This window comes from Streptomyces sp. SGAir0957 (assembly GCF_043523415.1).
This window is the reverse complement of the sequence record NZ_CP027293.1, coordinates 636714-661652: the sequence shown is the minus strand read 5'-3', so window position 1 is coordinate 661652 and position 24939 is coordinate 636714. Positions and strand designations below refer to the sequence as shown.

Sequence of the window (24939 nt, the reverse complement as noted above, 5' to 3'; positions counted from 1 at the left end):
CCTCGATCATCCCGCTTCACCCTTTTCGCTCCTTATGGGGCCTGGGTACCCGGGGCGCCGCGAGGAAACCTCCCGGAATCCGGAGACCCTCACGAAATGCCGACCGGTCGGGCCCGCGAGCCGTCCCCCGCGCACAGCCGACGGCCGGCGTCGGGGCGGGGCCGGTTACGGTACGCGGATGCTGCATCTGCGTTTGATCACCCCGGCGGGCACGACGGACGCCGTGGTGCGTCTGATCGAGGACACGGTCGGCACCACACACCTGGTTCTGCTGCCAGGGGCGGCCCGTGACCCGGCGGGGGACGTCGTGATGTGCGACGTCGCCCGGGAGGCCGGTGACGAACTCATCGACGGGCTGCGGAAGTTGGGGCTCGACCGGACGGGCTCCATCGCCGTCGAGGACATCGACCTGTCCCTCTCGCGGCGTGCGGAGCAGGCGGAGGAGGCGGCGCCCGGCGAGGGCGCGGACGCCGTGCTGTGGGAACACCTGGAGGAGACCACCCACGAGGAGTCGACGCTCACCGTCACCTACGTGGCGTTCCTCCTCGTCGCCACGATGATCGCGGCGTGCGGTGTCGTCCTGGACAACGCCATCCTGATCGTGGGCGCCATGGCCGTCGGCCCGGAGTTCGGCCCGCTCGCCGGGGTCTGCACGGCCCTGGTCCAGCGCGCCCCGCGCCTCGCCCTGCGCTCGCTGGTCGCGCTGCTCGTCGGGTTCGCGGCCGCGATGGCGGTGACCGTGGGCTTCAGCGCCTTCATGGACGCGGTGGGCCTGTTCACCAAGGGGCAGCTGGAGGCGGAGCGCCCGAACACGGGGTTCGTCTACGCGCCGGACTGGTTCTCGTTCGTGGTCGCGGTGCTCGCGGGCGCGGCCGGCATGCTCTCCCTCACGTCGGCGAAGTCGGGCGCGCTGGTGGGGGTGGCCATCTCGGTGACCACCGTGCCCGCGGCGGCGAACGCCGCGGTCGCCCTCAGTTACGGCGACATGACCCAGACGTGGGGCTCCTCGCAACAGCTCCTGCTCAACCTGCTGGGCATCGTCCTGGCCGGCACGTTCACCCTTCTGACGCAGAAGTTCCTCTGGGCCAGGCAGCGTGCACGGACCGCGGAACGGGTCGGCCGCTGATGCCCGGGACGGAGCCCCGCGCGCTCCCGGCGGACGACGCGCTCCGGGACGTCACCGAACTGGGCGGATTCTTCGTCCTACCTGCCGGTGGTGGTGGGCACGGCGCCGGGGCGCCGTCGTTCGCTGAGGGCTTCGCCGCGCGGGCCCGTGAGGTGAACCGCAGGTACGCGACGACGACCGAGGCACGTGTCGGCTGGTCCATCGCCCACCTGGGGCTCGCCGCGCGGCTCTGGTCACCGCTCCTCGCGTGCACGGTCCTGCACGGCATCGTGCTCGATCTGAGCCGCGTGGAATGGGCCGACGACAGCTCGGCGATCCGCCTGCGGGGCGCCGCCGAAGGACGCCTCGTCGCCCCATTCCGACTCCCCGACGTGGTCGAGGCGGTGTACGAGCAGGTGGCCGGCCCGCTGGCGGCGCTGGAGAGCACCTTCGACGTGAAGGTCGCGCCCCGGCTCCTGGACGGCAACGTCGCCTCCGCGCTCGTCGGATCCGCGGCCGTACTGCTGCGGGCACGCCCCGGAACGGGCCCGGCGGTGACCCGTCTGACCCACGCCCTGCTCGGCACCGGGCGCCTCACGGGCACGGGCCGCGTCACCGGCCCGGGGCTGTCCTTCCGGCGCAACAGTTGCTGCCTCTACTACCGTGCGCCCGGCGGCGGGAAGTGCGGCGACTGCTGTCTGACGGGCCGCTGACGGCCGACAGCGGAAGGTCACGCGCGATCCGTCGGGCCGGGCGGGCACGGTCCGTGCCTGCCCGGCCCGACGGATCGCCACCGGAGGGCCGGTCCGTCAGGAGGCGCCGTCGGCGTCGTGGTGCTCCAGTTCCCCGCGGACGGTGCGGGCGGCGGCGACCAGGTTCTCCAGCGAGACACGTGTCTCGGGCCAGCCCCGGGTCTTCAGGCCGCAGTCCGGGTTGACCCACAGCCGTTCGGCGGGGATGGCGTCGAGCCCCGTACGCAGCAGGGCGGCCGCCTCCTCCCGGCCGGGGACGCGGGGGGAGTGGATGTCGTAGACCCCGGGCCCCGCCTCGCGCGGGTAGCCGTGCCCGGCGAGTTCACGGGCGACCTGCATATGGGAGCGGGCGGCCTCCAGGCTGATGACGTCGGCGTCGAGATCGTCGATGGCCTGCACGATGTCGCCGAACTCGGCGTAACACATGTGCGTGTGGATCTGTGTCTCCGGGCGCACACCCGAGGTGGTGAGCCGGAACGCCTCGGTCGCCCAGGCCAGATAGGCGGCGTGGTCGTCGGCGCGCAGCGGGAGGGTCTCGCGCAGGGCGGGTTCGTCGACCTGGATGACGGAGGCGCCGTTCGCCTCCAGGTCGTCGACCTCGTCGCGCAGGGCGAGGGCGACTTGGCGCGCGGTGTCCCCGAGCGGCTGGTCGTCGCGGACGAAGGACCAGGCGAGCATGGTGACGGGCCCGGTGAGCATGCCCTTGACGGGCCGGTCGGAGAGGGACTGGGCGTACGTGGTCCAGCGCACCGTCATCGGCTCCGGCCGGGAGATGTCGCCGGCCAGGACCGGCGGACGCACGTACCGGGTGCCGTAGGACTGGACCCAGCCGTGCTGCGTCGCCAGGTAGCCGGTGAGCCGCTCGGCGAAGTACTGCACCATGTCGTTGCGCTCGGGTTCACCGTGCACGAGGACGTCGAGGCCGGTCTTCTCCTGGAAGGAGATCACGTCGCGGATCTCGGTCCTGATGCGCTCCTCGTAACCCGCCGTGTCGAGACGTCCGGCGCGCAAGTCGGCTCGTGCGGCGCGCAGTTCGGCCGTCTGCGGGAAGGAGCCGATGGTGGTGGTCGGCAGGAGCGGGAGGCGGAGGCGGGCGCGCTGGGCGGCGGCCCGCTCCGGGTACGCCTGGGCGCGGCGGGTGTCGCTCGCGGTGACGGCGGCGGCGCGGGCGCGCACCGCCGGGTCGCGGGTGATCGGCGAGGTGGCGCGGGAGGACAGGGCGGCCCGGTTGACCGCCAGTTCGGCGGTGATCGCGTCCCTGCCGAGGGCGAGCCCCTTGGCGAGCGCGGCGGTCTCGGCGGTCTTCTGCCGGGCGAAGGCCAGCCAGCGCCGGATCTGCGGGTCGATGTCGCGTTCGAGCGTCGCGTCCAGCGGGACGTGCAGCAGCGAGCAGGAGGTGGCGACGTCGACCCGGTCGGCGAGCCCGAGCAGTGTTCCGAGCACGGTGAGCGACTTCTCCAGGTCGTTGACCCAGATGTTGCGGCCGTCGACGACACCGGCGACGAGGCGTTTGCCGGGCAGCCCGCCGACGGCGGCGAGCGCGTCCAGGTTGGCGGCCGCCGGGCCGGTGAAGTCGAGGGCGAGCCCGTCGACCGGCGCCTTGGCGAGCACCGGAAGCGCGTCGCCGAGCCGGTCGAAGTACGACGCGACCAGGAGCTTCGGCCGGTCGGTGAGGCCGCCGAGGTCGCGGTAGGCGCGGGCGGCGGCGTTCAGCTCGGCCGGGGTGCGGTCCTGGACCAGGGCGGGTTCGTCCAGCTGCACCCACGCGGCGCCCGCCGCCCGGAGGTCGGCCAGGACCTGGGCGTACACGGGCAGCAGCCGGTCGAGGAGGGTGAGCGGGTCGAAGTCGGCGGCGACGCCGGGCGCGGGCTTGGCGAGCAGGAGATAGGTGACCGGCCCGACCAGCACCGGCCGGGGCGCGAGGCCGAGGGCGAGGGCTTCCCCGACCTCCGCGACCTGCTTCGCGGAGTCGGCGGCGAAGACGGTGCCGGGCCCCAACTCGGGCACGAGGTAGTGGTAGTTGGTGTCGAACCACTTGGTCATCTCCAGCGGGGCGGCGTCCTGGGTGCCGCGGGCCATGGCGAAGTAGCCGTCCAGGGCGTCGGCGTCGAGGGCGGCCCGGTGGCGCTCGGGGACCGCGCCCACCATGACGGTGGTGTCCAGGACATGGTCGTAGTACGAGAAGTCGCCGGTGGGGACTTCGGTGAGGCCCGCGTCGGCGAGTTCCCGCCAGTTGGCGCGGCGCAGGTCGGCGGCGGTGGCCCGGAGGGCGTCGGCGGTGACGCGGCCCTTCCAGTACCCCTCGACCGCCTTCTTCAGTTCGCGGCCCTGGCCCTGGCGGGGGTAGCCGTGCGCGGTGGCGCGAGCTGCCGCGGCGGCGGTGCTGGTGGTCACGGAGATCTCCTTCGAGAGACGTATCCCTTGGATCCCGGGGACTCGTTGGGCACGAAGGAGTGACACGGACGGCGGGGCGATGCCGCGCGCCGAAGGCGCGGTCCCGTCCGCCGCACATGTACGCCGACCCGCCCACGAGGTCACACGGAATGTCCGTGTGCGCGTCGTACGCACACGGGCAGTCGGCAGGTCTTCGGACTCGTGAGCACGTCCGTCCGAGGCCGGACGGGACACCTACTGGCCGTCGCTTCCCAGACCTCTTTCCCGAGGCCCAGTGCGTATGACGGCGGTCGTTCCCACTCACCGCTGCGGGGCAGTCCCGGAGTTTCACCGGGTTCCCTCTTACGACGCCCTGCCTGGCTGACAGGGCGAACCAGCTGCGGGAGTCACCCTAGGCGTTGTCGACGGGTGTGTCACTGCCGGTCGGCCGCGGCCCGCACGAACCGCCGCAGATGCGCCCGGGTCTCGGCGGGGCGCTCCAGCCACGGCTCGTGTCCCGCGCCGTCGACCCGGGTCAGCGGAGCACCGAGGCGCGCGGCGAGCGAGGCGAGCGCGGACAACGGGCGGGGATCGTCGGCGCCGCCGAGGATCTCCAGCTGCCGGGGCAGACACGCGGCCAGTTCGTCGAGGCGCTGCCCGACCGGGTCGGCGCGTCCTTCCGCCCCGAGTTCGCGGTTCATCGTCCAGTTGACCGGGCGCCGGTGCCGGGCATCCTGTGCGGCCCAGCCCCAGGCGCGTTCGGGGTCGGCGTGGTCGGTGAACCAGGACAGCGTCAGCAACTCGGTCTCCTGCTCCTCCGTGCGGCGGGTCAGGTTCTGGAGTGCGCACAGGCGTTCCCGCTGGTCCGGTGTCATCCGCCGGTCCCGCGCCGCCCGGTCGGCCGCGCGCCAGTCGCCGACGAACGGCCCGCACAGGAGAAGCATCGCGGCCACGCGGTCCGGGTGGGCCATGCAGAAGCGGGCGGCGAGGTCGGTGCCGTAGGAGTGGCCGATCAGTACGGCCGAGGGCAGGCCCCAGAGGTCGAGGAGTTCGGCGAGATCGTCGAGGTGCCGTGCGAGGGTGTGACGGCCCTGCCAGGGGGACTTGCCCGTGCCGCGTTGGTCGTAGCGGTACACACGTGTGAGGTCCGCCGGCATGACGGCGACGTCGTGCAGGTAGTCCGGCAGGCCGGGCCCGCCGTGCAGCAGGACCACGGCGGGTGCGTCACCACCCCGCCGCGTCGGGTCGTCCAGCCGGACCCAGTGCAGGCGGGCGGTGTCGGTCATGAGGGCGTACCCGTGCGTCTCCGTCAGATCCACCGCGCAGAAACTACCGGTGCGGCGCGGACTTCACCACACCACCCCGGCCTCCGCGGAAGGCGCTGCGGGCCTGCCGCGAGCATGGCGTGCGGACGCTGATCGTGGTCGGCGGGGTGGCGGCCAACTCCCGTGTGCGGGCGCCCACCGAGGAACACTGCCGGGCCGCGGACGTCGAAGACGTCGGCGGCGCGCCGCGTGACGCCATAGGGGTGCCGGGCGTCCTACGGGCTTCGGGGCGGCGGTCAGGATCTGGCCCGGTACGGTACGCGGCCGAGGAGTTCGGCGAGACCCTGGCGGGTGGTGGCGAGGACGACGCGGTCCTGGGCGCGCAGGACATAGCCGGGCGGGAGGTTCCAGACCAGCCCGGTGGTCTGGGCCCCGGAGGCGTCGTGCGCGGGGGACGCGGTGAGGTCCGGGCGGCGGTCCGCGGGGGCGGCCGGATCCAGGGCGAGGACACGCCAGTGCCCCGGCCGGAAGGACTCGGCGATGGTGCGGCCCTCCAGATGCGGATGACCGGCGACCTCCAGGGCGGCGAAGAGCAGGACGCTGCGTTCGACGGGTATGGCGCCCAGGATCTGCCGCCCCATCATGGCCCCCGCGAAGGCGGGCGCGGCGAGCGTGGAAACGCTCCGGCTACGGGTCAGGGCGCGCGGGTGGGCGGCGCGCAGGGTGCGGTAGACGGCGGCGGCGAACGCGTCGTCGTACAGGCGGAGCACCACGCGCAGATCGGGTTTGAGGGCCCGCGCCGACAGGGCCGCCTCCAGGTTCGTGGCGTCGATGCTCGTCAGCGCGAGCAGGGAGTGCGCGCGGTGCACCTTGGCGGCCTCCAGCACGCCGTCGTCGGTGACGTCGCCGATGACGGTCGGGACGCGCAGGCGGCGCGCGAGCGGGATGCCGCGCGCGTCCGGATCCTCCTCGATGCAGACGACGGGGATGTCGAGCTCGCGCAGGCGGGCCAGGACACGGGAGCCGATCTTGCCGAGGCCGAGCAGCACGATGTGACCGGACAGGCCGCGCGGCGGGCGGCGCAGGGTGGCGGTGGTGCGGAAGGTACCGAGGGCTTCGAGGACGGCGGCGAGCAGCACGGGAAGGAGCAGCAACCCGGCGAAACCGGTGAGGAGTTGCAGAACCTTGCGGGCGGTGGGCTCGCCGATCGCGGGATCGTCGATGGCGAACAGGTCGAGCAGGGTCAGGTACCCGGCGTGCAGCGGGTGGATGTGGTCGCCGGTGGCCCAGGTGGCGATGGCGAGGCCGAGGACGCTGACGGCCAGGCCGAACAGGGACCAGCGCAGGCGGCGCGAGAACAGCGAACCCAGCTGCATCGTCCGGGCTTTGACGCTGCGGGACGAGCCGCCGCCCGTGGTGGGCGCCACGGCCTGGAGGACGATCGTGCCACGCCCCGCGGCGTCCTCGACGGCCCGTTCGTCGGGCAGGAGCAGCGGGCTGTCGCCGCCGTCCGTCTCCGAACTGTCGGATCCGGCGGGGTCGTTGGTGGTGGTGGAGAGCAGGGCGAGGGTGGCGAGTCCCGGGTCGGCCGTCGCGCCGTGCCGGGGCGGGGTCCGCTCCACGGCGCGCAGGAGCAGACCGTCCGCCTGGATGACCTTGCTGGTGCCCGCCACGGCGGTGGCGGCGAGCGCGGGGGCGGCGGTGTCGGCGTCGGACAGGACGGTGGTGGAGGTGTCCCGGGCGGCCGGGTCGAGGCCGGGCGTGGAGAGGGCGGCGGCCTGGTCGAGGAGGGCGGCGAGGTGCTGGCCGAGGCTGCGGTTGTAGAGGCGGATGACCAGGCGGAGCCGCGGGTTGAGGCGGCGGGCGGTGAGCGCGGCACGGATGTTGGTCTCGTCGTCGTCATGGACGAGCGCGAGCGCGCTGGCCTCGGTGACCCCCGCCTCCGTGAGCGCCTGTTCGTCGAGCACGGGGGCCTGGAGGACGTGCACGGGGTCGTCCGCGGGGTCCGGCTCGGCGTCGGGCGCGCGGTCGGGTGTGCGGTTGAGGAGGTTCTGGACACGGTTCAGCAGGGTGGCCGAACGGACATGCGCCCGCACGGCCGGCCCGGACGACGTCTCGTCGCCGGGGCCGGTCGCCAGGACGACGGTGACCCGCTCGGCATAGACGGTGCGCAGCTCGGCGGCGAGACGTTCGGCCAGCGCGTCGTCACCGCACACGATCATGTGCCGTCCGGGCGCGGGCCGTTGGGGTTGGCGGGGCAGCGTGTCCATGGAACCAGTCAAGCGGACGGTTCCGGCGGCGGGACCAGCAGGTGGGGGTGGCCGCCCGCGGCGCGGCACGCGTTCTTCACGGGGCGGGTGGCCGGGGCATCCTGTACGCGACCGGACCGCCGGGCCCGCGGACGCGTCAGACTCCGGGATCACCTCTGCACAGGAACAGGAACGAATGAGCCCTCTCGATCGCCTCAAGGAACTCTGCCCCCCGCCGCGGCCGAAGCAGCAACCGGTGGACTGGGCCCGTGTGGAGGCCGCCCTCGGCACCCCGCTTCCCGGCGACTACAAACACCTCACCGCCACCTACGACCCCGGCTGCTTCATCGGCTTCCTCTGGGTCCACGACCCTCGGCACACCTCCGTCCACGTCAACCTCGTGGGCCCCGCCGTCGACCGGCTGCGCGAGCAGATGAGGACCGACCAGAAGCGGGGCATCTGTCCGGCCCCCGTCGACGCGGCGCTGCTCCTGCCCTGCGGTAGCACTGACAACGGTGAGCAACTGTTCTGGGTGACCGGCCCGGGGGAGACGCCGGACGCGTGGACGATCGTCGTCAACGAAGCACGTGGACCCCGCTGGTTCCACTTCGCGGGGAACCTGACGGAGTTCCTGGTGTCCGTCCTGGGCGGAGAGACAGCGGTTCCGCAATTCCCCGATGGCCTCCTGAGGGGCGGCGTCGGGTTCAGGCCCTCGGACCTCGATCAGTGGTATCCGCCGCTTCCGCCGGTGAAGCCGCAGCTCGACGGGGCCGCCGTCCGCGCCTGGGGCCGGGCGAACGGCTTCACCGTCCCTATGCGCGGACGCATCCCGGCCGCGGTGTGGGAGGCGTGGGAGCAGGCGCACGAGGACGCCTGACCCGTCCCCGGGTTCGGTCACCGGCCACCCTCGCCCCGGACGTCGCGGAGAAGGTGCGTGCGGCGTCCTATTCCGCACACCATGACGGCACCTCAGCCGCGTCGGCCCGTCCTGTGCAGCGACTGGACCAGCAGCAGGGCAGCCGCGGTCCCGGCGCCGACCGCTCCCACCGCTCCCGCGGCCAGGGCCTTGTGGGACGACTTCCAGGACATCACCGACCACCGTGAATGCGCCGAGAACAGGGACCCCGTACTCAGCCACGACCCGGTCGAGATCAGCGACAGCGCGGAACCGATCGAACCGGCCGACAACGCGCTCCCGATGGACCCGACCGACAGCGCCGAGCCGACGGACCCGATGGAGAGCACCGAACCCACGGAGCCGATCGACAACACCGAGTCCTGCGACCACAACGACAGCACCGAACCATGGGAAGAAGGGCGGCCCGACCGTACCGGCAGTTTTGTCATGCGGCGATTCTGCCTCGCGGACGCCCGGGTGTCCCGCCTCGGCCGTCGAAAGCTCGCCCCGGCCCTGGCAGGCTGGCCCCGTGATGACGCGAGACGAACTCCTCGGCGCGCTGGCCGGGTTGCGGCGGGCGCAGGTCGGGGGGCGGCGGGCGCCGCACAAGCCGTTGCTTCTGCTGTGGCTGCTGGGGCGGTTCGTGGGGACGGGCAGTACGGCCGTGACGTACGACGAGGCCGAGGAGCCGGTCAGCCGGCTGGTCAATGACTTCGGGCCCCCGGTGACCAGCCCGGCGCGGGCGCGCGAGCGGGCGGCGATGCCGTTCGTGCACCTGGAGCGTGTGCTGTGGGATCTCAGGGACGCGACGGGCGCCGAGATCGGCCGGGAGGTCCCGGAGCGCGGGACGTCGCTGCGGAGAGCAGGCGCGCACGGGCGGCTGCGGCCCGAGGTGGAGCGGCTGCTTGCCGACCCGGAGATCCTTGCCGCGGCGGCGCGGCTGCTCCTGGAGCGGCACTTCACCCCGGCCCTGGAGGCGTCCATCTGTGATGCCGTCGGGCTGGATCTCGTCGCGCCGGACGGCACGACGCGCAGCCCCGCCGAGCGGACACGGCGCAGGCGCCGGGCCGGGTTCGCCGAGGAGGTGCTGCGGGCCTACGCGTATGCCTGCGCCTTCTGCGGTTATGACGGCGCCCTCGGGCGGAACCCGGTCGGCCTGGAGGCGGCGCACGTCCGGTGGCACAGCCAGGGCGGCCCGGACGAGCCGCACAACGGCCTGGCCCTGTGCTCCCTGCACCACACCCTCTTCGATCTCGGTGTGCTCGGGCTCCTGCCCGACCTGCGCATCCAGGTGTCCCCGTTGTACGTGGCGCGGAGTGCGGCCGGTCAGTCACTGCACACCTTGCACGGTCGGACCGTGACGGCGCCGCAGCCGGGCCGCCCGCCGGTGGACACCGAGTTCGTCGTCTGGCACGGCCTCCAGGTCTTCAAGCGGCCCGGTGCGCAAGCGGCTTGATGCGCAGGCCCCTTGATGCGCGGGCCCCGTGATGCGCGGCCCGCCACCCGTCAGGCAGCGCGAGAAAAGCCTTTGCATGCGTCCGCGTCCGGATGATGACCTGGCCCGGTGATCGAGCGCGACGGAGCGCCGGGTGTCCGGCCGAGGACACATGCGTGGGTGAGCAGGCAACTGGAGCCCGGGGAGCGGGTCGTCGAGGCGGTGCCGTTGCACGGCGGCATCACCGCGGAGATGCGCAGGCTGACCATCGGCGGTCGGGACGGCGGGACCCGGAACCTCGTGCTGCGGACCTTCGTCGGCCAGGAATACGCCGAGGACTGGCTGGGCCGGGAGGCCGCCGCCCTCACCCTCCTGCCGGGAACCGGTGTGCCCGCCCCTGAGCTGGTCGCTCTGGACCCGAGCGCGGCGCAGTGCGAGTACCCGTCGCTCCTCATGACCCATCTGCCGGGGCGGACGGTGCTCGGCGACGAGGGGGTGGAGCACCGTGTCGCCCTGCTGGCCCGGCAGCTCGTGGCGATCCACGCGGTGCGCCCCGCCGAGCGGCCCCGCCCGTATGTGGCCCTGACGAGGGCCGACACCGTCGTGACTCCGCGCGGCGCCGACACGCGCACCTGGGCCGCGGCGATCGACGTGATCCGCAGGCCCGCACCGCCCTACGAGGGCCGCTTCCTGCACCGGGACTTCCAGCCCGGCAACGTGCTGTTCGACGTCCCGTCGTCCGGGCCGGCGGCGGCCGGGATCACCGGCGTCGTCGACTGGGCGGCGGCGTCCTGGGGTCCGGCGGACCTCGATGTGGCGCACTGCGCCGCCGCTCTGGCCCTGCTGCACGGTCCGGAGTGGGGCCTGCGGTTCTCCGAGGCGTACGAGGAGGCGGGCGGGGAGCCGGCCGCCGACCCGGGCCGACGACTGTACTGGCTGGTCCGTGACGCGCTGGCCTCATCGGAGGAGGTGCGGCCGGTGTCGCGGGGCTGGCGGGAGGCCGGGCGGGGCGAACTGACGACGCGCGTGGTGGAGGAGCGGCTGGACGCCTATGTCGCCGCGCTGATGGACCTCTGGGGCTGAGCGGAGGGCGCCGATGAGTTCTCGGGACGGCCGAAGTCTTCCCTGTGACCCGTGTGTCCGGTCCGTCGCCCACCGGCGGCGCCCATCAGTGAGCGGCCGCTCCGGCCGCTCCGGAGGAAGCAGCGAGGCCATGACGAACAATCCGATCCGGCTCTACATGACGATGTCGCTCGACGGGTACATCGCCGGACCCGACGACGAACCGGGGCAGGAGCTCGGGCGCGACGGCTGGCGGCTCTTCAACTGGCTCGACGACCGGGACTCCGACGGCCCGAGCGGCCAGGTCTACCGCGAGGCGCTGGCCACCGGCGCGCTGATCTCCGGCCGCCGGACCTTCGAACTCGCCGGGCGGTGGCAGGGCGACCACCACGACGGTGTGCCGATCTTCGTCCTGACCCACCGGATCGACGAGGGGGACATGCCGCCGGGCCACGCGCGCTTCGTCACCGACGTGGAGGACTGTGCCCGCCGGGCCCGTGCGGCGGCGGGGGACAAGGCGGTCATGGTGCACGGGGCGGGGGCGGCCCAGGCGCTGCTCCGGGCGGGGCAGCTGGACGAGATGGAGATCCACCTCGTGCCGGTTCTCCTCGGGGAGGGCCGGCGGCTCTTCGACCATCTGGGCAGCGGGCACATCGAGCTGGACCTCGTCCGACGCCTCGAAGGCCGCGACGTCACGCATCTCCGCTACCGGGTGCTTCGATCCGGGGACGGGTCCGCGTCCGCGTCCGGGGAGGGGTCCGCGTCCGGGGACGGGTCCGGGTCCGCGTCCGGCGAGGGCACCGCCTCCGCGTCCGAGGAGGGCACCGCGTGAGCACGCCCCCGACCACGGGAGAGGCGAGCCCCTGGCCGCTGATCCGGGCCGAGCGCGCGGCGCTGGCCGCCGATCTCACGGAGCTGCGCGACGACCGATGGGCGACGCCGTCGCTCTGCGCGGGGCTCTCCGTGCGGGAGGTGCTGGCCCACCTCACCGCCGGGGCGAGCCTCAACGCGGTGCGCTGGTTCGCCGGGGTGCTCCGCTGCCGGTTCGACTTCGACCGGCAGGTGGCGATGCGGCTGTCCGAACAACTCGGCGCGACCCCGGCGGAGACGCTGGAGCGGTTCCGGCGGACCGTGCCCAGCCGGACGAAACCCCCGCTCCCCGCCATGGCCATGCTCGGCGAGACGCTCGTCCACGCGGAGGACATCCGGCGCCCCCTGGGGATGCGTCGGGACTACCCGGTCGAGGTCGTCACGCGCGTGGCCGAGTACTACCAGGGGTCGGACCTGGTCGTACTCGCCAAGGGCCGCATCGGCGGCCTGCACCTGGTGGCGACCGACGGCCCGTTCGCGACCGGGTCCGGCGCGCTCGTGTCCGGGACGACCCTGGCGCTGACGATGGCCATGACCGGACGCACGGCCTTCCTCGACGACCTGTCGGGTGACGGTGTCGAGCGCCTCCGCGAGCGCTCCGGAACGGCGGCGTGACAGGCCAGGAACCTCCAGGGGGGACCCCGAAATCGCGGAATTCCGAAATCGCGGAAGCCCGAAATCGCGGAAGCCCGGAACCCCGGAACTCCGGAACCCCGGCCCTGCTCGGTTCAAACCGATGCCGACAACTCCGCCCGTTCCGCCCTGCGTCGTTCCGCCAGCGCGGGGTCGAGCGCGGGGACGGCGGCGAGGAGCCGTCGCGTGTACGGGTCCCGGGGCTCCGCGTAGACCGTCTCCACGTCGCCCTCCTCGACGATCCGGCCCCCGCGCATCACCGCGACCCGGTCGCTGACCTGCCGTACGACGGCGAGGTCGTGCGCGATGAAGACCAGGGCCAGGCCCAGTTCGCGCTGCAACCGGCCGAGCAACGCGATGACCTGGGCCTGCGTCGTCACGTCGAGTGCGGAGACCGCCTCGTCGCAGACGATCAGGTCCGGGTCGCCCGCCAGGGCCCGCGCGATCCCGACCCGCTGGCGCTGGCCCCCGCTGAACTCGTGCGGATACCGGTCGTACTGCCCGGGGTCGAGGCCGACGCGTTCGAGGAGGTCGCCGACGCGGGAGCGGAGGACGCTCTCGTCGCGCTCGCCGGACGCGCGCAGGGGGTCGGCGACCGACTCGCCGATGGAGCGGCGCGGATTGAGGGAGGACTGCGGGTCCTGGAACACCATCTGCACGCGCGCCCGCCGGGCGATGCGGCCGGACGTGGGGTCGAGCAGTCCGACGAGCATGCGTCCGAGCGTGGTCTTGCCGCTTCCGCTCTCGCCGACGATGCCGAGGGTCTCGCCGCGGCGGACGGCGACGGAGACGCCGTCGACGGCGGTGTGGGCGGAGGAGCCCTTGCCGAAGACCCGGACGAGATCGACGGCTTCGACGAGCGGTTCGCCCGCCTCCTCCTTCACCGAGGCCGGCTCGGTGACCGCGGTACCGGCCGTGACGCGGGGCACCGCCGCGAGCAGTGCCCGCGTGTACGGCTCGCGCGGGGCCAGCAGGACGTCACCGACGGGCCCGCGCTCCACGGCCCGCCCGGACCGCATGACGAGCACGTCGTCGACCGACTCCGCCGCGACCGCCACGTCGTGCGTGACGAGGAGCAGGCCCATGCCCGTCTCGGTCCGCAACTGGTGCAGCAGGTCCAGGATCTGGGCCTGCACCGTGACGTCCAGGGCGGTGGTCGGCTCGTCGGCGATGAGGAGCCGCGGCTCGCAGGCGAGGGCCATCGCGATCAGCGCCCGCTGGCGCATGCCGCCGGAGAACTCGTGCGGCCTGGACCGCGAGCGCCGAGCGGCATCGGGGATGCGGACCCGGTCGAGGACCTCGACGGCCCGCGCCCGCGCCGCGCGCCGGGAGACCCGGTGGTGGACCCGGTAGACCTGGGCGATCTGGTCGCCGACGGCGTAGTACGGGTCGAGCGAGGACAGCGGGTCCTGGAAGACCATCGCTGCGCGACCGCCGCGCAGCGCGCGCAGCTCGGTGTCGTCCGCCGCGTTCACGTCGACTCCGGCGACCTTGACGGAACCGGTGACCTTTGCCCCGGTACCGCGATGGAGGCCGAGCAGTGCGTACGCCGAGGCGCTCTTGCCGGAGCCGGACTCGCCGACGACACCGAGCGCGCGGCCCCGTTCGAGGGTGAACGACAGGTCCCGTACCGCCTGTACGTCGCCGAACGAGATGGAGAGACCGGAGACTTCGACCAGGCTCATGCGAGCACCACCCGTCGGTCGGCCATCGCGTGCAGGACGTCCGCGACGGTGTTGGCGAGGACGACGAAGAACCCGGTGGTGAGCACCAGGCCGACGACGACCGGAAGGTCCACGGTCTTGACGGCGTCGACGAGTTCCCGGCCCACCCCGGGGATGCCGAAGAGGGACTCGGTCAGGACGGCGCCGCCGAACATCGAGCCGACGTCGAGCGCGGCGAGCGCGATGACCGGTGCCAGCGCGCCGCGCAGGGCGTGCCGGCCGACCAGCGTCCCCTCGCCGACCCCGTACGCGCGGAAGGTGCGCACGTGGTCCTCGGCCAGGGTCTCCAGCATCGAGGCGCGGGTCATCCGGGCGTACGGGGCCGCCGACACCAGCGCGAGGGAGATCCAGGGCAGCAGCAGGTTCCATGCCCACTGCTCGGGGTCGTCGGTGAAGGGCACGTAGTCGGGGAACGGCAGGATCTGGAGCCAGGTCACCAGCAGGATGATGAGCAGCAGCCCGACGACGAAGACCGGGGTGGCCATCCCGGCGAGCGTGATCCAGGTCAGGACGCGTTCGGTGACGCGGCCGCGCCGCCACACCGAGAGCACGCCGGTGCCGACGCCGAGCACGATCCACAGCACGAAGGCGCCGACGACGAGCGAGGCGGTCGCCGGGAGCTTGGCCAGGATCAGCTCGGTGACCTGCTGGTCGCTCTGGTAGGAGAGGCCGAGGCAGGGGGCCTGGCAGTGCATCACGCCGGTTCCGGTGGAGTAGTCGCGACCCGCGAAGAGAGCCTCGACGAAGTGCGCGTACTGCACGTACAGCGGGTCGCCCAGGTGGAGTTGCGCGCTGACCTGCGCGACCTGTGCGGGGGAGCAGCGGGGGCCGCACGCGATCTGCGCGACGTCGCCGGGAGCGACGTAGAAGGCGGCGTAGACGACGATGCTGAGCGCGACGAGGACGAAGACCGCCCCGCCGACGCGCCGGAGCAGGAAGCCCCTCATGCGTCGGCTCCCTTCTTGGCGCCGCGGCGGCGGCCGGTGCCGATCCGCAGCCGGGACTCGGCGCGCGGGTCGAGCGCGGTGCGCACGCCGTCGCCGAGGACCGTCAGCGCGAGCACGGTGACGAACAGCAGCAGGGCGGGGATCAGCAGATAGCTCGGGGCCGCCTGGTACCAGGTGTCGGCGTCGCTGAGCATCTGTCCCCAGGACGGGGTGGGCGGCTTGATGCCGACCCCGAGGAAGGACAGGGCCGCCTCGACGACGATGTTGGCGGGGAAGAGCAGCACGGCGTACGTGATGACGGGCGCGGCCAGCGCCGGAAGCAGCTCGCGCCGGGCGACCTGCCACCCGCTCCAGCCGCTCAGCCGGGCGGCGGCGACATGGTCGAGCGATTTCAGCGCGAGGGTCTGGGCCCGCACGATCTTCGAGGTTCCGGCCCAGCCGACGAGGCCGATGACGACGGCGATCAGGACCGGGCGCGGGAAGGAGGCTGGGACGACAGCCAGGGCGCCGAGCGCGATGACCATCACGGGCAGGGCGACCATGACGTCGGTGACGCGGCTCAGCGCCTGGTCGACGAAGCGGTTGCCGAGCCCTGCGGCGAGCCCGACGGCGACGCCGATGAGCACCTGGAAGAGGGTCGCGGTGAGCGCGACGCCGAGGGAGACGCGGGCGCCATAGACGACGCGGGCGAACAGGTCGCGGCCGGTGAGGGGTTCGACCCCGAGCCAGTGGTCGGCGCTGATCCCGCCGAACGAGCCGGTCGGTACGCCGCCGGTCGCCGAGTCGACGAGCGCCGGGTGGTACGTGGTCGGGTTCTGCCCCTCGATCGCGGTGAGCAGGGGTGCGGTGAGGGCGACGAGGACGAGGAGGGCGACGACCGCGCCCGCGACGAGGGCCGCGCGGCGGGCCCGCAGGCGCCGCCAGAACGTACGGCCCCCGGGGGCGGGAGCCGCGATCACGGCGCCCGCCCCTTCCGTCTCCTCGGCGAGGAGTGTCTGTGCCATGGCTACTTGACCGCGACCTGCGAGACGTCGAGCACACCGGTCCAGTCACTGATCACGATGTTCTTGACGGACTTGCCGTACAGGCGCTTGTAGACCGGGTGGAACAGCGGCACGGTCAGGGCCTGCTCGCCGACCTTCTTGTCGAGGGCGCCCCAGCGCTGCGCGGCGGCGCTCAGGTCGGTCAGCTTGTTGATCTCGTCGATCTCCTTGTTGACCGAGGCGTCGTTCAGCTGGGCCGCGTTGAAGTTGTAGCCGGACTTGACGATCTGGCGGCCGTCGAAGATCGGCGCGAAGAACGGGCCGCCGGAGGGCCAGTCGGCGCCCCAGCCGGTGAGGAAGAAGCCCGGCTCGCTCTTCACGTCGTGGATGGTGTCGGAGTAGTCGTTGTCCTCCAGGCCCTGGAGCTTGACGGTGATGCCCGCCTTCTTCAGCGCCTCCTGGACCGCGGTGGCGATCTCCGGGCTGGTGGCGAAGTCCTTCTCGTTGGAGTGCGTGAGGGTGACGGTCAGGCCCTTGGCGTAACCGGCCTCCTTCAGCAGCTCCTTTGCCTTGGCCGCGTTGCCGGACTTCCCGGCGGGGAAGTGGTCGTAGGGCGTGTGGCCGAAGGACTTCTGGTCGGGCAGGAACGTGGTCGCGGCCTCGGCGAGGGAAGAGCCGCCCGCCGCGTTGACCACGGAGGAGCGGTCGACGGCGTAGGCGATCGCCTGGCGCACCTTCGGGTTGTCGAACGGCTTCACCTTCGGGTTGAAGGCGATGTAGTTCGTGTAGCCGAAGTGTCCTGTGCCGACGCGGGCGGCGAGATCCTTGTCGCCGCTGACCTTGGCGAGTTCGGCCGGGCCGAGGTTGGTGTCGGTGGTGACGGCGGCGGCGTCGGCGCCCCGGGACGCGGAGAGCCGCTGGTTGATGACGGCGGAGTCGAGACCGGAGCGGACGTCGATCCGGTCGGGGTAGGCCTTGCGCTCCTCGTCGGTCGCGGCCGACCAGTGGGTGTTGCGCTCAAGGACGAGCCGCTCGCCGTCGCCCTCGTTCCTCACGACCTTGTACGGGCCGGAGGAGAGTGGGTGCTGCTCGTACTTGGTGCCCTTGTCCTTGGCCTGCGGCACCGGGGTGGTCTGCGTCTGGGTCGCGAGGTAGGGGAACTCGCCCTCGGGCTTGTTCAGGTGGAAGACGATGGTCTTCTCGTCGGGCGTCTCGATCGAGTCGAGGCCCTTCTTGTCCTTGTACGGGCCCTCGTAGTCGGCCCCGCCGATCAGCCAGTCCCGCAGGTAGGGCGCGCCGCCGGACAGTTCGGCGGCGAAGGAGCGCTCGATGCCGTACTTGACGTCGGCGCTCGTGATCTTGCTGCCGTCCTCGTACCTGAGGCCGTCCTTGAGCGTGAACGTCCACACGGTGGCGTTCTTGCTCGGCGTGCCGAGGTCGGTGGCCAGGTCGGGGACGACCTTCGCACCGGCGGCGCCGTCCTCGCGGTTGCGGGTGGTGAGCGTCCGGAAGACGAGGGAGGGGATGTTGCCGCCGCCGGAGGTGTAGAGCCGGGCGGGGTCGAAGTCGGTCTGCGGGCTGCTGTTCAGGACGGTGAGCGTGCCGCCCTTGTGCGGGGTGCCCGAGGCGCCGGCGGAACCGCTCCCGCTGTCCTGGGGGCCGCAGGCCGCGGCGCCCGCGCCCACGGCGAGTACGGCTGCCGCCGCGGTGAGGCGGCGCGATATGAAGGGCGGTTGACGCATCGGGACATGACCTCTCGGAGTACTGCCATAACGGGATGAAAACCGCGCAGGCGGCACCGAGGAGTTCAGATGGCCGGGATGGCGACCGGATGCACCGGGGACTGTCGCGCCTGCGAGGGGAAGGAATGCAGGTGCGCAGTCGGGAACAAGGCCGACGCGCGCACGCCTGCAGGCGTCAGCAACAGTGGATGTCGGAAACGCTGTGCCCGGTCACACCGATGAGCGCCAGCCGGAAGGCGGCGTTCGCGGGGGTGAAGGAGCTGCGTGACATGGACAGGAATATGGATCACTGATCCGGGAAATGTCAACGCGGGGTGAGACGAAACGTCTCAGTGGCCGGACCGGCGGATCAACAGGGCACACGTGCGGCGCAGTTGACCCAGAAGTCCCGCCCGAAGATGACCGTACGCGTTTGAGAGACTTCCCCCGTGGTTACGTCGTCCACCATGCAGACACGATTCATCGGCAATGACACCGTCGGACGCCACGAGGTCGGGGCCATCGGGCTCGGCCTGATGACGTTCGACCAGAGCGGGACCCAGCCGCGCGGCCGGCTCCTCGACACGGTGACCGCCGCCCTGGACGCCGGCGTCACCCTCTTCGACACCGCCGACGCCTACGGACCCGGCGCCGAGAAGGGCGCGGACGCGCAGGGCGAGAACGAGCGCCTCATCGCCGGACTGCTCGACGAACTCGGCGTCCGCGACCGGGTGCTGCTCGCCACCAAGGGCGGGCACGTCCGCACCGACGGCGGCGACTGGGACACCGACAGCTCCGCGCCGCACCTGCGCGCGTCCGTCGACGACTCGCTGCGCCGCCTCGGCGTCGAGCAGCTCGCCCTGTGGCAGCACCACCGGCCCGACCCGGCCGTCCCGTACGAAGAGGTCATCGGCACCCTCAAGGAGGTCCACGACAGCGGCAAGGTCGCCATGATCGGCCTGTCCAACGCGGACCCGGAACAGATCCGGCAGGCCCACGCGGTGCTCGGCCCCGCGCTCGTCAGCGTGCAGAACCAGTTCTCCCCGGCCTTCCGCAGCAGCCGCCCGGAGATCGACGTCTGCGCCGAACTGGGCCTCGCCTTCCTGCCCTGGAGCCCGCTCGGCGGCCTCGACCGCGCCAAGGGACTCGCCGAGGACCACCCCGCCTTCCAGGACGTCGCCACGGAGCTGGGTGTCAGCCCGCAGCAGGTGGCGCTGGCCTGGGAGCTCGCCCAGTCCCCCGTGGTGATCCCGATCCCCGGTGCCAAGCGCCCCGCCTCCATCACCGACTCCGCCGCCGCGGCCGACCTGAAGCTCAGCGCGGAGCAACTCGCCCGGCTCGACGCGGCCTGACCCGCCCGCGCCGCCGTGCGCGGGGCGGGCGTCCGGGCCCCGCGACGCGTGAGACACCGGACGGCTGCGGCAGCTTGCGGCAGGCCGCGGCTGTCCGGCTGCGCCGGCTACTCCGGCAGAAGGACGGCGAAGGAGCCTCTGCCAGGGCCGTCGTAGTACGTGACCGTGCCGCCGTGCCGCGGGACATCCAGGACGACGGAGCCCGTCACCGCCTGACCCGGCCGGTACTCGGCGTCGAGATCCGGCCCCTCGACGGATTCACCCGTGGTGCAGTCCCGCAGCGAGGTCTTCGCGTCCTGCCACTGCATGGCGCCGCGCGCCGCGAAGCGCCCAGGCGCCTTGCCGACGTTCTTCAACGTCAGCGTGAGGACGAGGTACTGGCCATGGACCGGGTCGTTCGCCGTGCCGAGGTCCGCGGCCGTCACGTACTTCGCCGACTCGACCTTGACGCTCATCCGCGTCCGGACGGCCTCGCCCGCCTCGTCGAAGACGTCGAAGGGGCCCCGCGTACCCACGACGAGCAGCGGCGCCGGACCGGCCCCCGGCGCTCCGGCCGGCTCACCCACATCGACCTTGCCGAAGGAGGCGGACGCTTCGACCGGCTCGCTGGGCGCTGCCGCGTTCCGACCACCGCCCTCGCCGGAGCAACCGCACAACACGGTGGCGAGCGCGACAGGAACGGTCAGCAGAGCGGCAAGGCGGACGTGGCTGCGCATGGCGAACCCCCCCAAGAATCAGCGGCCTCCCCAGCCGCACCATGGCGCAAGCCTAACGAGGGCACGTTGTCGGTGGGACGGTGCATGATCGACGTGCCCATGCGCATATGGACGCGCACGGAGTGGGGGCAACATGTCGATCAACGGTGGGGGGAGCGAGGCCATGCACGTTCATGGTGAAGGGCCGGATGAAGACCCGTATCCGGAGGTGACCGCTTCGGGCGGCCTCGGGCCCGCCCTGAGCCCACCGCGTCACAGTGGTCCGCCCTTCTGTCGTCCGATTTCCACCGGAGGGAGAGGGGCCTCCTGCGCCGCCTCCACGCGGACGAGGTGCTGCGGGGCATGTTCCCGACGATCACGCTTCGTGCCGTGCGCCTGCGGGTCGATCCGATGAACTCGACGAGTCGGCAGGTTCTGGTGTGCGAGGCGGCCCCGGAACGCTATGAGGCGCTGCGCGTGGGGGTTCCGGAAGCCGCCTGGACGGAAGTACCGGCCGGTGAACTGATCGCCTGCCTGAGAACCTCCCTGGGTCGGTGACCCTCGTGCGGGGCCTAACCGTCGGAAGGCGATCGGGGTGTGGACCTCCGGGCCTTCCGGCGGGGTCCCGTCCCGGTCGGAGCCTGTTCAGAGTCGGTGGTCGCGGGCCGGCGGGGGCCGATCGTCGGGGACACCACCGCCATGACGGCGAGTACGCAGGACAGCGCGGCGAACCCGGCCGAGAACGTGGCCACTTGCGCGGCGAAGCCGAGCAGGAGGGAGCCGAGGCCGGTGCCGGTGTCGTAGCCGATGTTCCAGGCGACCGAGGTGGTGTGCCGGTTCTTCGGCCCGGCCTGATTGAGCGCTTGGACGAGTGTGATGCTCTGCAGCCCGCCGTACGCCGCCCCGAGCAGGACGAGTCCGCACAGCAGGAGCATCACACCGGGCGCGGCGGAGCCGATGGCCACGGCGATCAGGGCGAGTCCGGCGCCCGCGGCCACGAGGAGGGCGCAGCTCAGGGGGCGGGGTGAGAAGCGGTCCACCAGCACTCCGAAGCCCCAGCGGGTGCCCGCGGCTGTCGCGGTGAAGAGGAGGAGTGCCGTTGCCGCGAGAGCCGCCCGCTCGGCGAACTGAGGGGTGAACGTGAGGACGGCGCCTCCGGCCGAGGTCACCAACAGCAGGGTGGTGAGCGGCAGCCAGATGCGGCGGAGGACGGTGAGCGAGGACGCCGTGCCGGCGTCGCCCCCGGCGATCCGCTCGGGGTCGGGGGCCGCGGCCCGGGTGTCCACCGCCCGGCCCAGCGTGCGCGCGAAGGGCAGCGCCAGGACCGGCACCGCACCGCACGCGATGATCGTGGGCAGGGCGAAGGCCGCGGTCAGGGCCGGGGCCGCCGGGGTCAGCACCATCTGCGGCAGGGCGACGGCCAGACCGTACAGGCCGATGGCCGCCCCCTGGCGTTCACGCGGGGCGAGCATCGCGACGGCGGTGGAACCGCACACGGTGATGATGCCGAAGCCGAGTCCGCGCAGGGCGGTGGTGACCAGGATGGCCCACAGGCTGTCGCTGACGGCCTGAACGGGCGCGGGCAGTCCGAGCAGCAGAGCCCCGAGCGACAGGGTGCGGGACCAGCCCAGGGTGCGCAGAGCCAGTTTGACGAGCAGCTGGGCCAGGACGGTGGCGGCCATCAGCGTGGCGGTGACGAGTCCGGCGCCGAACTCGTCGGCGCCTCCGTGCAGGGCCCATTGCGGGGTGACGGGCAGCAACAGTGCGAAGCCCGAGAAGCAGAGGAGCACCAGCACCAGGAGGTGCGGTATGCCGGGCGCGGTCAGGACGGACGACTTGGTGCGGGTCATGGGCAGTCTTGCTTTCTGCGCCGCCCGTGTGGACGACGTAGGGGGCAGATGTCGGCACATGGGTGTGCGCGGTGCGGCTCGGCGCTCGCCCAGGGGCCATGCCTGCGAATGTAACGGCCGCCTCAGGCGCGTCGGAGGTCGGCGGTTGGCAGTCGGCAGTCGGCAGTCGGCGGTCGGCCGTCGGCCCGTAGCGGTGGTGATGTCGCCGCGGCTACGTGGACGTGTCGGTGAGGAGTGCGCCAAGCGCCTGGTCCAGGGCGGTGGGCGGGCGGCGGAGGACATGCGCCAGGTCGTCGGTCTGCCGTTCCAGCGCGCCGGAGCGGATCTGGTCCTCCAGCCAGCCCTGGACGCCCGGGGCACGGTCCTGCCGTACGCGATGGGCGACGGGTCTGCCGCAGACGCGGGTCAGGGCCGAGGCGAGCTCCGGGTAGGTCCACAGGGTGCCGGTGAAGTCGTAGGCGCGGCCCGTATGGCCGTCCTCGGTGAGGATCCGCGCCGCGGCTTCGGCCAGGTCGGCGCGGGTCGCGGTGTTGAGGCCGCGCCCGCCCGTCGCGTCCCGCACCTCTCCTGACGCGCGCGCGACCCGCAGCGCGGGGTGGAGGAACCCCTCGCTGTAGAAGGGGTGGCGCAGCAAGGTGTGCGGCAGGCCCGCGGCCTTCAGGGCGTGTTCGGTGGCGTGGTGCGCCGCGGTGACTCCGTCGGAACGGGTGTCGGCGTCCAGGAAGCTGGTGTAGGCCACGGCGCCCACGCCGGCGTCGCGGGCGGCGTCGACGGCGGCCCGGTGCTGCCGGATGCGGCGGGCGGGGTCGAGTTCCGGTGAGGAGATCAGCAGCAGACGGTCGGCGTCCTGGAAGGCGGTGCGCAGCGTGCCGGGCGCGTCGTAGTCGCCGTGGCGCACTTGGACGCCCCGGGCGGCGAGATCGGCGGCCCGCTCCGGCGCGCGTACCGCGACGGCGAGCTGCGACGCGGGGCGCCGGGCCAGCAGTTGGTCGACGACCAGTCGCCCCAGGACACCGGAGGCGGCGGACACCACGATCATGGAGATTCCCACTCCTTCGCCGTGCGGCTGCACCGTGCGGCCGGCTTTCGCGGCCGCGATGACCGCCACACCCTCGGACACCGGCCGCGTGCCCGTCAAAGGGTTTTCCGTACGACGATCGGGCAACCCTGGACCCCGGCACCGCCTGCGACGCGGCCGCCCCAGGTGCCGTCAATACCGCGCTTCGGCCGACGTCTCGTCGACGCTGGCCACACGGTCATACCTACGCAAGGAGCAACCATGCGCTACCGCAGGCTCGGCGACTCGGACCTTCAGGTCTCCGAGATCTCGCTCGGATCCTGGCTCACCTACTCCGGCGGCATCGAGGCCGACAAGGTCCGGGCCTGCACGGACGCGGCGTTCGACGCGGGCATCAACTTCTTCGACACCGCCAACGTCTACGGCAGGGGAGCCGCGGAGACGGCCTGGGGCGAGATCCTCTCCTCCCGCCCCCGCGACTCCTACGTGCTGGCCACCAAGGTGTTCTTCCCGATGTCCGACGACCCGGCCGACCAGGGGCTGTCCGCGGCGCAGATCGCCAAGCAGATCGACGCCTCCCTCACCCGGCTGCGGACCGACCACGTCGACCTGTACCAGGCGCACCGGTTCGACCCCTCGGTGCCCGTCGAGGAGATCGTCGAGGCGTTCCGGAAGGTCGTGGAGCAGGGCAAGGCCCGCTACATCGGCTTCAGCGAGTGGACCCCGGAGCAGATCCGGGCCGCGATCGACGTCGCGGGCCCCGGCCTGTTCGTCTCGTCGCAGCCGCAGTATTCGATGCTGTGGCAGGCCCCGGAGGCCGAGGTGTTCCGTCTGTGCGCCGACAACGGCATCTCCCAGATCGTGTGGTCGCCCCTCGCGCAGGGCGTGCTGACCGGCAAGTACAAGCCGGGGCAGCCCGTCCCGGAGGGCAGCCGGTTCGCCTCCGCCGACATGGCCGTCTCCAAGGATCTGGTCTACAGCGACGCCACGCTCGAAGCGGTGCAGCGCCTCGTCCCGATCGCAGAGGAGGCCGGGATGAGCATGCCCACCCTGGCGCTGGCCTGGGTCCTTCGCCGCCGCGAGGTCGCGTCCGCGATCACCGGCGCTTCGCGCCCCGAGCAGGTCCACGCCAACGCGGCCGCTTCCGGCGTGGACCTGTCGGACGACCTGCTCGCAGCCGTCGACCGGGCGCTCGGCGACGCCCCCGTCACCGGGCCCACCCTCGCCCCCGGCGCCCGAACGGGCGTCAAGCACCGCTGAGCCGTGCGGCGCCGGGCGGTCGGGACGACGGGGTGCCGGGCGGTCGGGACGACGGGGTCCGGATCAGTGCAGCACCTTGCCCTTCGCCCGCTGGAACTCCTCCTCCGAGATGTCGCCCTGCTCCCTGAGCCGGGACAGCTTCGTCAGTTCGTCGGCCGGGGTGGCGGGGGGCGTGTCGGCCGCGGCGGTCCGGCGTACGTAGTCGTCGAAGGCCTTCTGCCGGGTCTCCGCCGCCCGCACCTCGCGGTGGCCCATGCCGCGGCCGCGGGCGAGGACGTAGACGAAGACGCCGAGGAAGGGCAGCACGATCACGAAGACGATCCAGGCCGCCTTGAGCCATCCGTTCAGGTCGTCGTCGCGGAAGACGTCGCCGATGATCCGGAAGAGCAGGAAGAACCAAAGGATCCACAAGAAGAACCACAGCGTGGTCCAGAAGACGCCGAAGAGCGGATAGTCGTAGGCGAGAGTGACGGAACTGCTCACAGTGCTGCTCTCCTTCCTCGCACCCGCGCGGGTTCCGCGCCGGCGGCAGGTGTCCCTCCGGGAGTTGCCCCTCATTGAGCGACGCACCGACGGCGGACGGCATCACCCGCGAAAGGTGAGTCGAGTCGCGCGTGATCCCGGTGGCCCCCGGGCCTCTTGACGGGGGTGGCGGTCCACCCGTGCCACCCGTTCGGCCCCGCCGTGCCGCCGTCGCGCGAACGGGACTTGAGCCCGCGGGCCCGCGCTGACCGGCGGCGGAGGGCC

22 protein-coding genes, 2 pseudogenes and 1 riboswitch are annotated in these 24939 nt (G+C 72.6%); of the genes and pseudogenes, 11 read left to right on the top strand and 13 right to left on the bottom strand.

All coding sequences use genetic code 11. The features are described 5' to 3' along the window. The first annotated feature begins 178 nt into the window (after nt 1-178). The gene (locus C1N81_RS08075; RefSeq protein WP_394428020.1) at nt 179-1126 is read left to right on the top strand and encodes a DUF389 domain-containing protein; all 948 of its coding nucleotides are present in this window, start codon (nt 179-181) and stop codon (nt 1124-1126) included. Then, complete coding sequence (locus C1N81_RS08070; protein ID WP_394428019.1) at nt 1126-1818, top strand: (2Fe-2S)-binding protein; 693 nt, start codon at nt 1126-1128, stop codon at nt 1816-1818. The genes C1N81_RS08075 and C1N81_RS08070 overlap by 1 nt, the downstream gene beginning before the upstream one ends. 96 nt (nt 1819-1914) lie before the next feature. On the opposite strand, the gene metE is transcribed toward C1N81_RS08070, so the two are convergent. Both metE and C1N81_RS08060 read right to left on the bottom strand, forming a co-directional pair. Continuing rightward, nucleotides 1915-4251: a 5-methyltetrahydropteroyltriglutamate--homocysteine S-methyltransferase gene (gene metE, locus C1N81_RS08065; protein WP_394428018.1), complete on the bottom strand. Its 2337-nt coding sequence runs from the start codon at nt 4249-4251 to the stop codon at nt 1915-1917. 166 nt (nt 4252-4417) lie between these two features. Then, a riboswitch (cobalamin riboswitch) is annotated at nt 4418-4644 on the bottom strand. Between the two features lie 20 nt (nt 4645-4664). Beyond that, a complete protein-coding gene (locus C1N81_RS08060) occupies nt 4665-5549 on the bottom strand; it encodes an alpha/beta fold hydrolase (RefSeq protein ID WP_394428017.1) in 885 nt (294 codons plus the stop codon). A gap of 53 nt (nt 5550-5602) precedes the next feature. On the opposite strand from C1N81_RS08060, the pseudogene C1N81_RS08055 reads away from it, so the two are divergent. Then, a pseudogene (locus tag C1N81_RS08055) lies at nt 5603-5722 on the top strand (tRNA (adenosine(37)-N6)-threonylcarbamoyltransferase complex transferase subunit TsaD); the annotation flags it as partial. Nucleotides 5723-5791: 69 nt separating this feature from the next. Here C1N81_RS08055 and C1N81_RS08050 read toward each other — a convergent pair. Beyond that, entirely contained in the window at nt 5792-7765 is a 1974-nt protein-coding gene (locus C1N81_RS08050; protein WP_394428016.1) for an NAD-binding protein, read from the bottom strand. A gap of 175 nt (nt 7766-7940) precedes the next feature. Here C1N81_RS08050 and C1N81_RS08045 point away from each other — a divergent pair, with 175 nt between their 5' ends. Continuing rightward, nucleotides 7941-8621 carry an Lsr2 family DNA-binding protein gene (locus C1N81_RS08045; RefSeq protein WP_394428015.1) on the top strand — a complete coding sequence of 227 codons (681 nt, stop codon included), beginning with the start codon at nt 7941-7943 and terminating at the stop codon, nt 8619-8621. 92 nt (nt 8622-8713) lie between these two features. Here the strand turns inward: C1N81_RS08045 and C1N81_RS08040 are convergent, their stop codons facing one another. Beyond that, the gene (locus C1N81_RS08040) at nt 8714-9091 is read right to left on the bottom strand and encodes a hypothetical protein (RefSeq protein WP_394428014.1); all 378 of its coding nucleotides are present in this window, start codon (nt 9089-9091) and stop codon (nt 8714-8716) included. 83 nt (nt 9092-9174) lie between these two features. On the opposite strand from C1N81_RS08040, the gene C1N81_RS08035 reads away from it, so the two are divergent. The 4 genes and pseudogenes from C1N81_RS08035 (at nt 9175) to C1N81_RS08020 (ending at nt 12624) form a co-directional block, all read left to right on the top strand. After that, entirely contained in the window at nt 9175-10098 is a 924-nt protein-coding gene (locus C1N81_RS08035; protein ID WP_394437798.1) for a phosphorothioated DNA-binding restriction endonuclease, read from the top strand. Between the two features lie 159 nt (nt 10099-10257). Further along, a complete protein-coding gene (locus tag C1N81_RS08030; RefSeq protein WP_394428013.1) occupies nt 10258-11160 on the top strand; it encodes a phosphotransferase family protein in 903 nt (300 codons plus the stop codon). Nucleotides 11161-11290: 130 nt separating this feature from the next. Further along, nucleotides 11291-11860 (top strand): annotated as a pseudogene (locus C1N81_RS08025) (dihydrofolate reductase family protein); the annotation flags it as partial. A gap of 107 nt (nt 11861-11967) precedes the next feature. Then, nucleotides 11968-12624, top strand: coding sequence for a maleylpyruvate isomerase family mycothiol-dependent enzyme (locus tag C1N81_RS08020; RefSeq protein WP_394428012.1), 657 nt, complete (start codon nt 11968-11970; stop codon nt 12622-12624). A gap of 113 nt (nt 12625-12737) precedes the next feature. On the opposite strand, the gene C1N81_RS08015 is transcribed toward C1N81_RS08020, so the two are convergent. From C1N81_RS08015 to C1N81_RS07995, 5 genes are all read right to left on the bottom strand, one after another. Further along, nucleotides 12738-14327, bottom strand: a complete 1590-nt coding sequence (locus tag C1N81_RS08015) for a dipeptide ABC transporter ATP-binding protein (RefSeq protein WP_394428011.1) — start codon at nt 14325-14327, stop codon at nt 12738-12740. Beyond that, the gene (locus tag C1N81_RS08010; RefSeq protein ID WP_394428010.1) at nt 14324-15313 is read right to left on the bottom strand and encodes an ABC transporter permease; all 990 of its coding nucleotides are present in this window, start codon (nt 15311-15313) and stop codon (nt 14324-14326) included. The genes C1N81_RS08015 and C1N81_RS08010 overlap by 4 nt, the downstream gene beginning before the upstream one ends. Beyond that, complete coding sequence (locus tag C1N81_RS08005; RefSeq protein WP_394428009.1) at nt 15310-16317, bottom strand: ABC transporter permease; 1008 nt, start codon at nt 16315-16317, stop codon at nt 15310-15312. The genes C1N81_RS08010 and C1N81_RS08005 overlap by 4 nt, the downstream gene beginning before the upstream one ends. A gap of 2 nt (nt 16318-16319) precedes the next feature. Further along, nucleotides 16320-18038, bottom strand: a complete 1719-nt coding sequence (locus C1N81_RS08000) for an ABC transporter substrate-binding protein (protein WP_394428008.1) — start codon at nt 18036-18038, stop codon at nt 16320-16322. A 175-nt stretch (nt 18039-18213) separates the two neighbouring features. Then, nucleotides 18214-18309 (bottom strand): Ms4533A family Cys-rich leader peptide, encoded by a 96-nt coding sequence (locus C1N81_RS07995; protein WP_394428007.1) that lies wholly within the window; start codon nt 18307-18309, stop codon nt 18214-18216. A 175-nt stretch (nt 18310-18484) separates the two neighbouring features. Between C1N81_RS07995 and C1N81_RS07990 the strand changes: the two genes are divergently transcribed. Then, nucleotides 18485-19369 (top strand): aldo/keto reductase, encoded by an 885-nt coding sequence (locus tag C1N81_RS07990; RefSeq protein WP_394428006.1) that lies wholly within the window; start codon nt 18485-18487, stop codon nt 19367-19369. A 107-nt stretch (nt 19370-19476) separates the two neighbouring features. On the opposite strand, the gene C1N81_RS07985 is transcribed toward C1N81_RS07990, so the two are convergent. After that, complete coding sequence (locus C1N81_RS07985) at nt 19477-20085, bottom strand: DUF4352 domain-containing protein (protein WP_394428005.1); 609 nt, start codon at nt 20083-20085, stop codon at nt 19477-19479. A 342-nt stretch (nt 20086-20427) separates the two neighbouring features. On the opposite strand from C1N81_RS07985, the gene C1N81_RS07980 reads away from it, so the two are divergent. After that, entirely contained in the window at nt 20428-20622 is a 195-nt protein-coding gene (locus C1N81_RS07980) for a hypothetical protein (protein WP_394428004.1), read from the top strand. A 14-nt stretch (nt 20623-20636) separates the two neighbouring features. On the opposite strand, the gene C1N81_RS07975 is transcribed toward C1N81_RS07980, so the two are convergent. Both C1N81_RS07975 and C1N81_RS07970 read right to left on the bottom strand, forming a co-directional pair. Further along, entirely contained in the window at nt 20637-21914 is a 1278-nt protein-coding gene (locus tag C1N81_RS07975) for an MFS transporter (RefSeq protein ID WP_394428003.1), read from the bottom strand. Nucleotides 21915-22125: 211 nt separating this feature from the next. Then, the gene (locus C1N81_RS07970; RefSeq protein ID WP_394428002.1) at nt 22126-22953 is read right to left on the bottom strand and encodes an NAD(P)H-binding protein; all 828 of its coding nucleotides are present in this window, start codon (nt 22951-22953) and stop codon (nt 22126-22128) included. Nucleotides 22954-23193: 240 nt separating this feature from the next. On the opposite strand from C1N81_RS07970, the gene C1N81_RS07965 reads away from it, so the two are divergent. Further along, nucleotides 23194-24192, top strand: coding sequence for an aldo/keto reductase family protein (locus C1N81_RS07965; RefSeq protein ID WP_394428001.1), 999 nt, complete (start codon nt 23194-23196; stop codon nt 24190-24192). Between the two features lie 63 nt (nt 24193-24255). On the opposite strand, the gene C1N81_RS07960 is transcribed toward C1N81_RS07965, so the two are convergent. Beyond that, on the bottom strand, nt 24256-24675 hold the full coding sequence (locus C1N81_RS07960; protein WP_394428000.1) for an SHOCT domain-containing protein: 420 nt from the start codon (nt 24673-24675) through the stop codon (nt 24256-24258). Nucleotides 24676-24939 lie beyond the last annotated feature (264 nt).

Coding starts and splice junctions, on each gene's coding strand:
- C1N81_RS08070 (WP_394428019.1), top strand. CDS start 1,126: ATGCCCGGGACGGAGCCCCGCGCGCTCCCGGCGGACGACGCGCTCCGG.
- C1N81_RS08035 (WP_394437798.1), top strand. CDS start 9,175: ATGACGCGAGACGAACTCCTCGGCGCGCTGGCCGGGTTGCGGCGGGCG.
- C1N81_RS07995 (WP_394428007.1), bottom strand. CDS start 18,309: ATGTCACGCAGCTCCTTCACCCCCGCGAACGCCGCCTTCCGGCTGGCG.
- C1N81_RS07980 (WP_394428004.1), top strand. CDS start 20,428: ATGTTCCCGACGATCACGCTTCGTGCCGTGCGCCTGCGGGTCGATCCG.
- C1N81_RS08015 (WP_394428011.1), bottom strand. CDS start 14,327: ATGAGCCTGGTCGAAGTCTCCGGTCTCTCCATCTCGTTCGGCGACGTA.
- C1N81_RS07965 (WP_394428001.1), top strand. CDS start 23,194: ATGCGCTACCGCAGGCTCGGCGACTCGGACCTTCAGGTCTCCGAGATC.
- C1N81_RS08075 (WP_394428020.1), top strand. CDS start 179: ATGCTGCATCTGCGTTTGATCACCCCGGCGGGCACGACGGACGCCGTG.
- C1N81_RS07975 (WP_394428003.1), bottom strand. CDS start 21,914: ATGACCCGCACCAAGTCGTCCGTCCTGACCGCGCCCGGCATACCGCAC.
- C1N81_RS08050 (WP_394428016.1), bottom strand. CDS start 7,765: ATGGACACGCTGCCCCGCCAACCCCAACGGCCCGCGCCCGGACGGCAC.
- C1N81_RS08000 (WP_394428008.1), bottom strand. CDS start 18,038: ATGCGTCAACCGCCCTTCATATCGCGCCGCCTCACCGCGGCGGCAGCC.
- C1N81_RS08045 (WP_394428015.1), top strand. CDS start 7,941: ATGAGCCCTCTCGATCGCCTCAAGGAACTCTGCCCCCCGCCGCGGCCG.
- C1N81_RS08005 (WP_394428009.1), bottom strand. CDS start 16,317: ATGGCACAGACACTCCTCGCCGAGGAGACGGAAGGGGCGGGCGCCGTG.
- C1N81_RS07970 (WP_394428002.1), bottom strand. CDS start 22,953: ATGATCGTGGTGTCCGCCGCCTCCGGTGTCCTGGGGCGACTGGTCGTC.
- C1N81_RS07985 (WP_394428005.1), bottom strand. CDS start 20,085: ATGCGCAGCCACGTCCGCCTTGCCGCTCTGCTGACCGTTCCTGTCGCG.
- C1N81_RS07990 (WP_394428006.1), top strand. CDS start 18,485: ATGCAGACACGATTCATCGGCAATGACACCGTCGGACGCCACGAGGTC.
- C1N81_RS08040 (WP_394428014.1), bottom strand. CDS start 9,091: ATGACAAAACTGCCGGTACGGTCGGGCCGCCCTTCTTCCCATGGTTCG.
- C1N81_RS08010 (WP_394428010.1), bottom strand. CDS start 15,313: ATGAGGGGCTTCCTGCTCCGGCGCGTCGGCGGGGCGGTCTTCGTCCTC.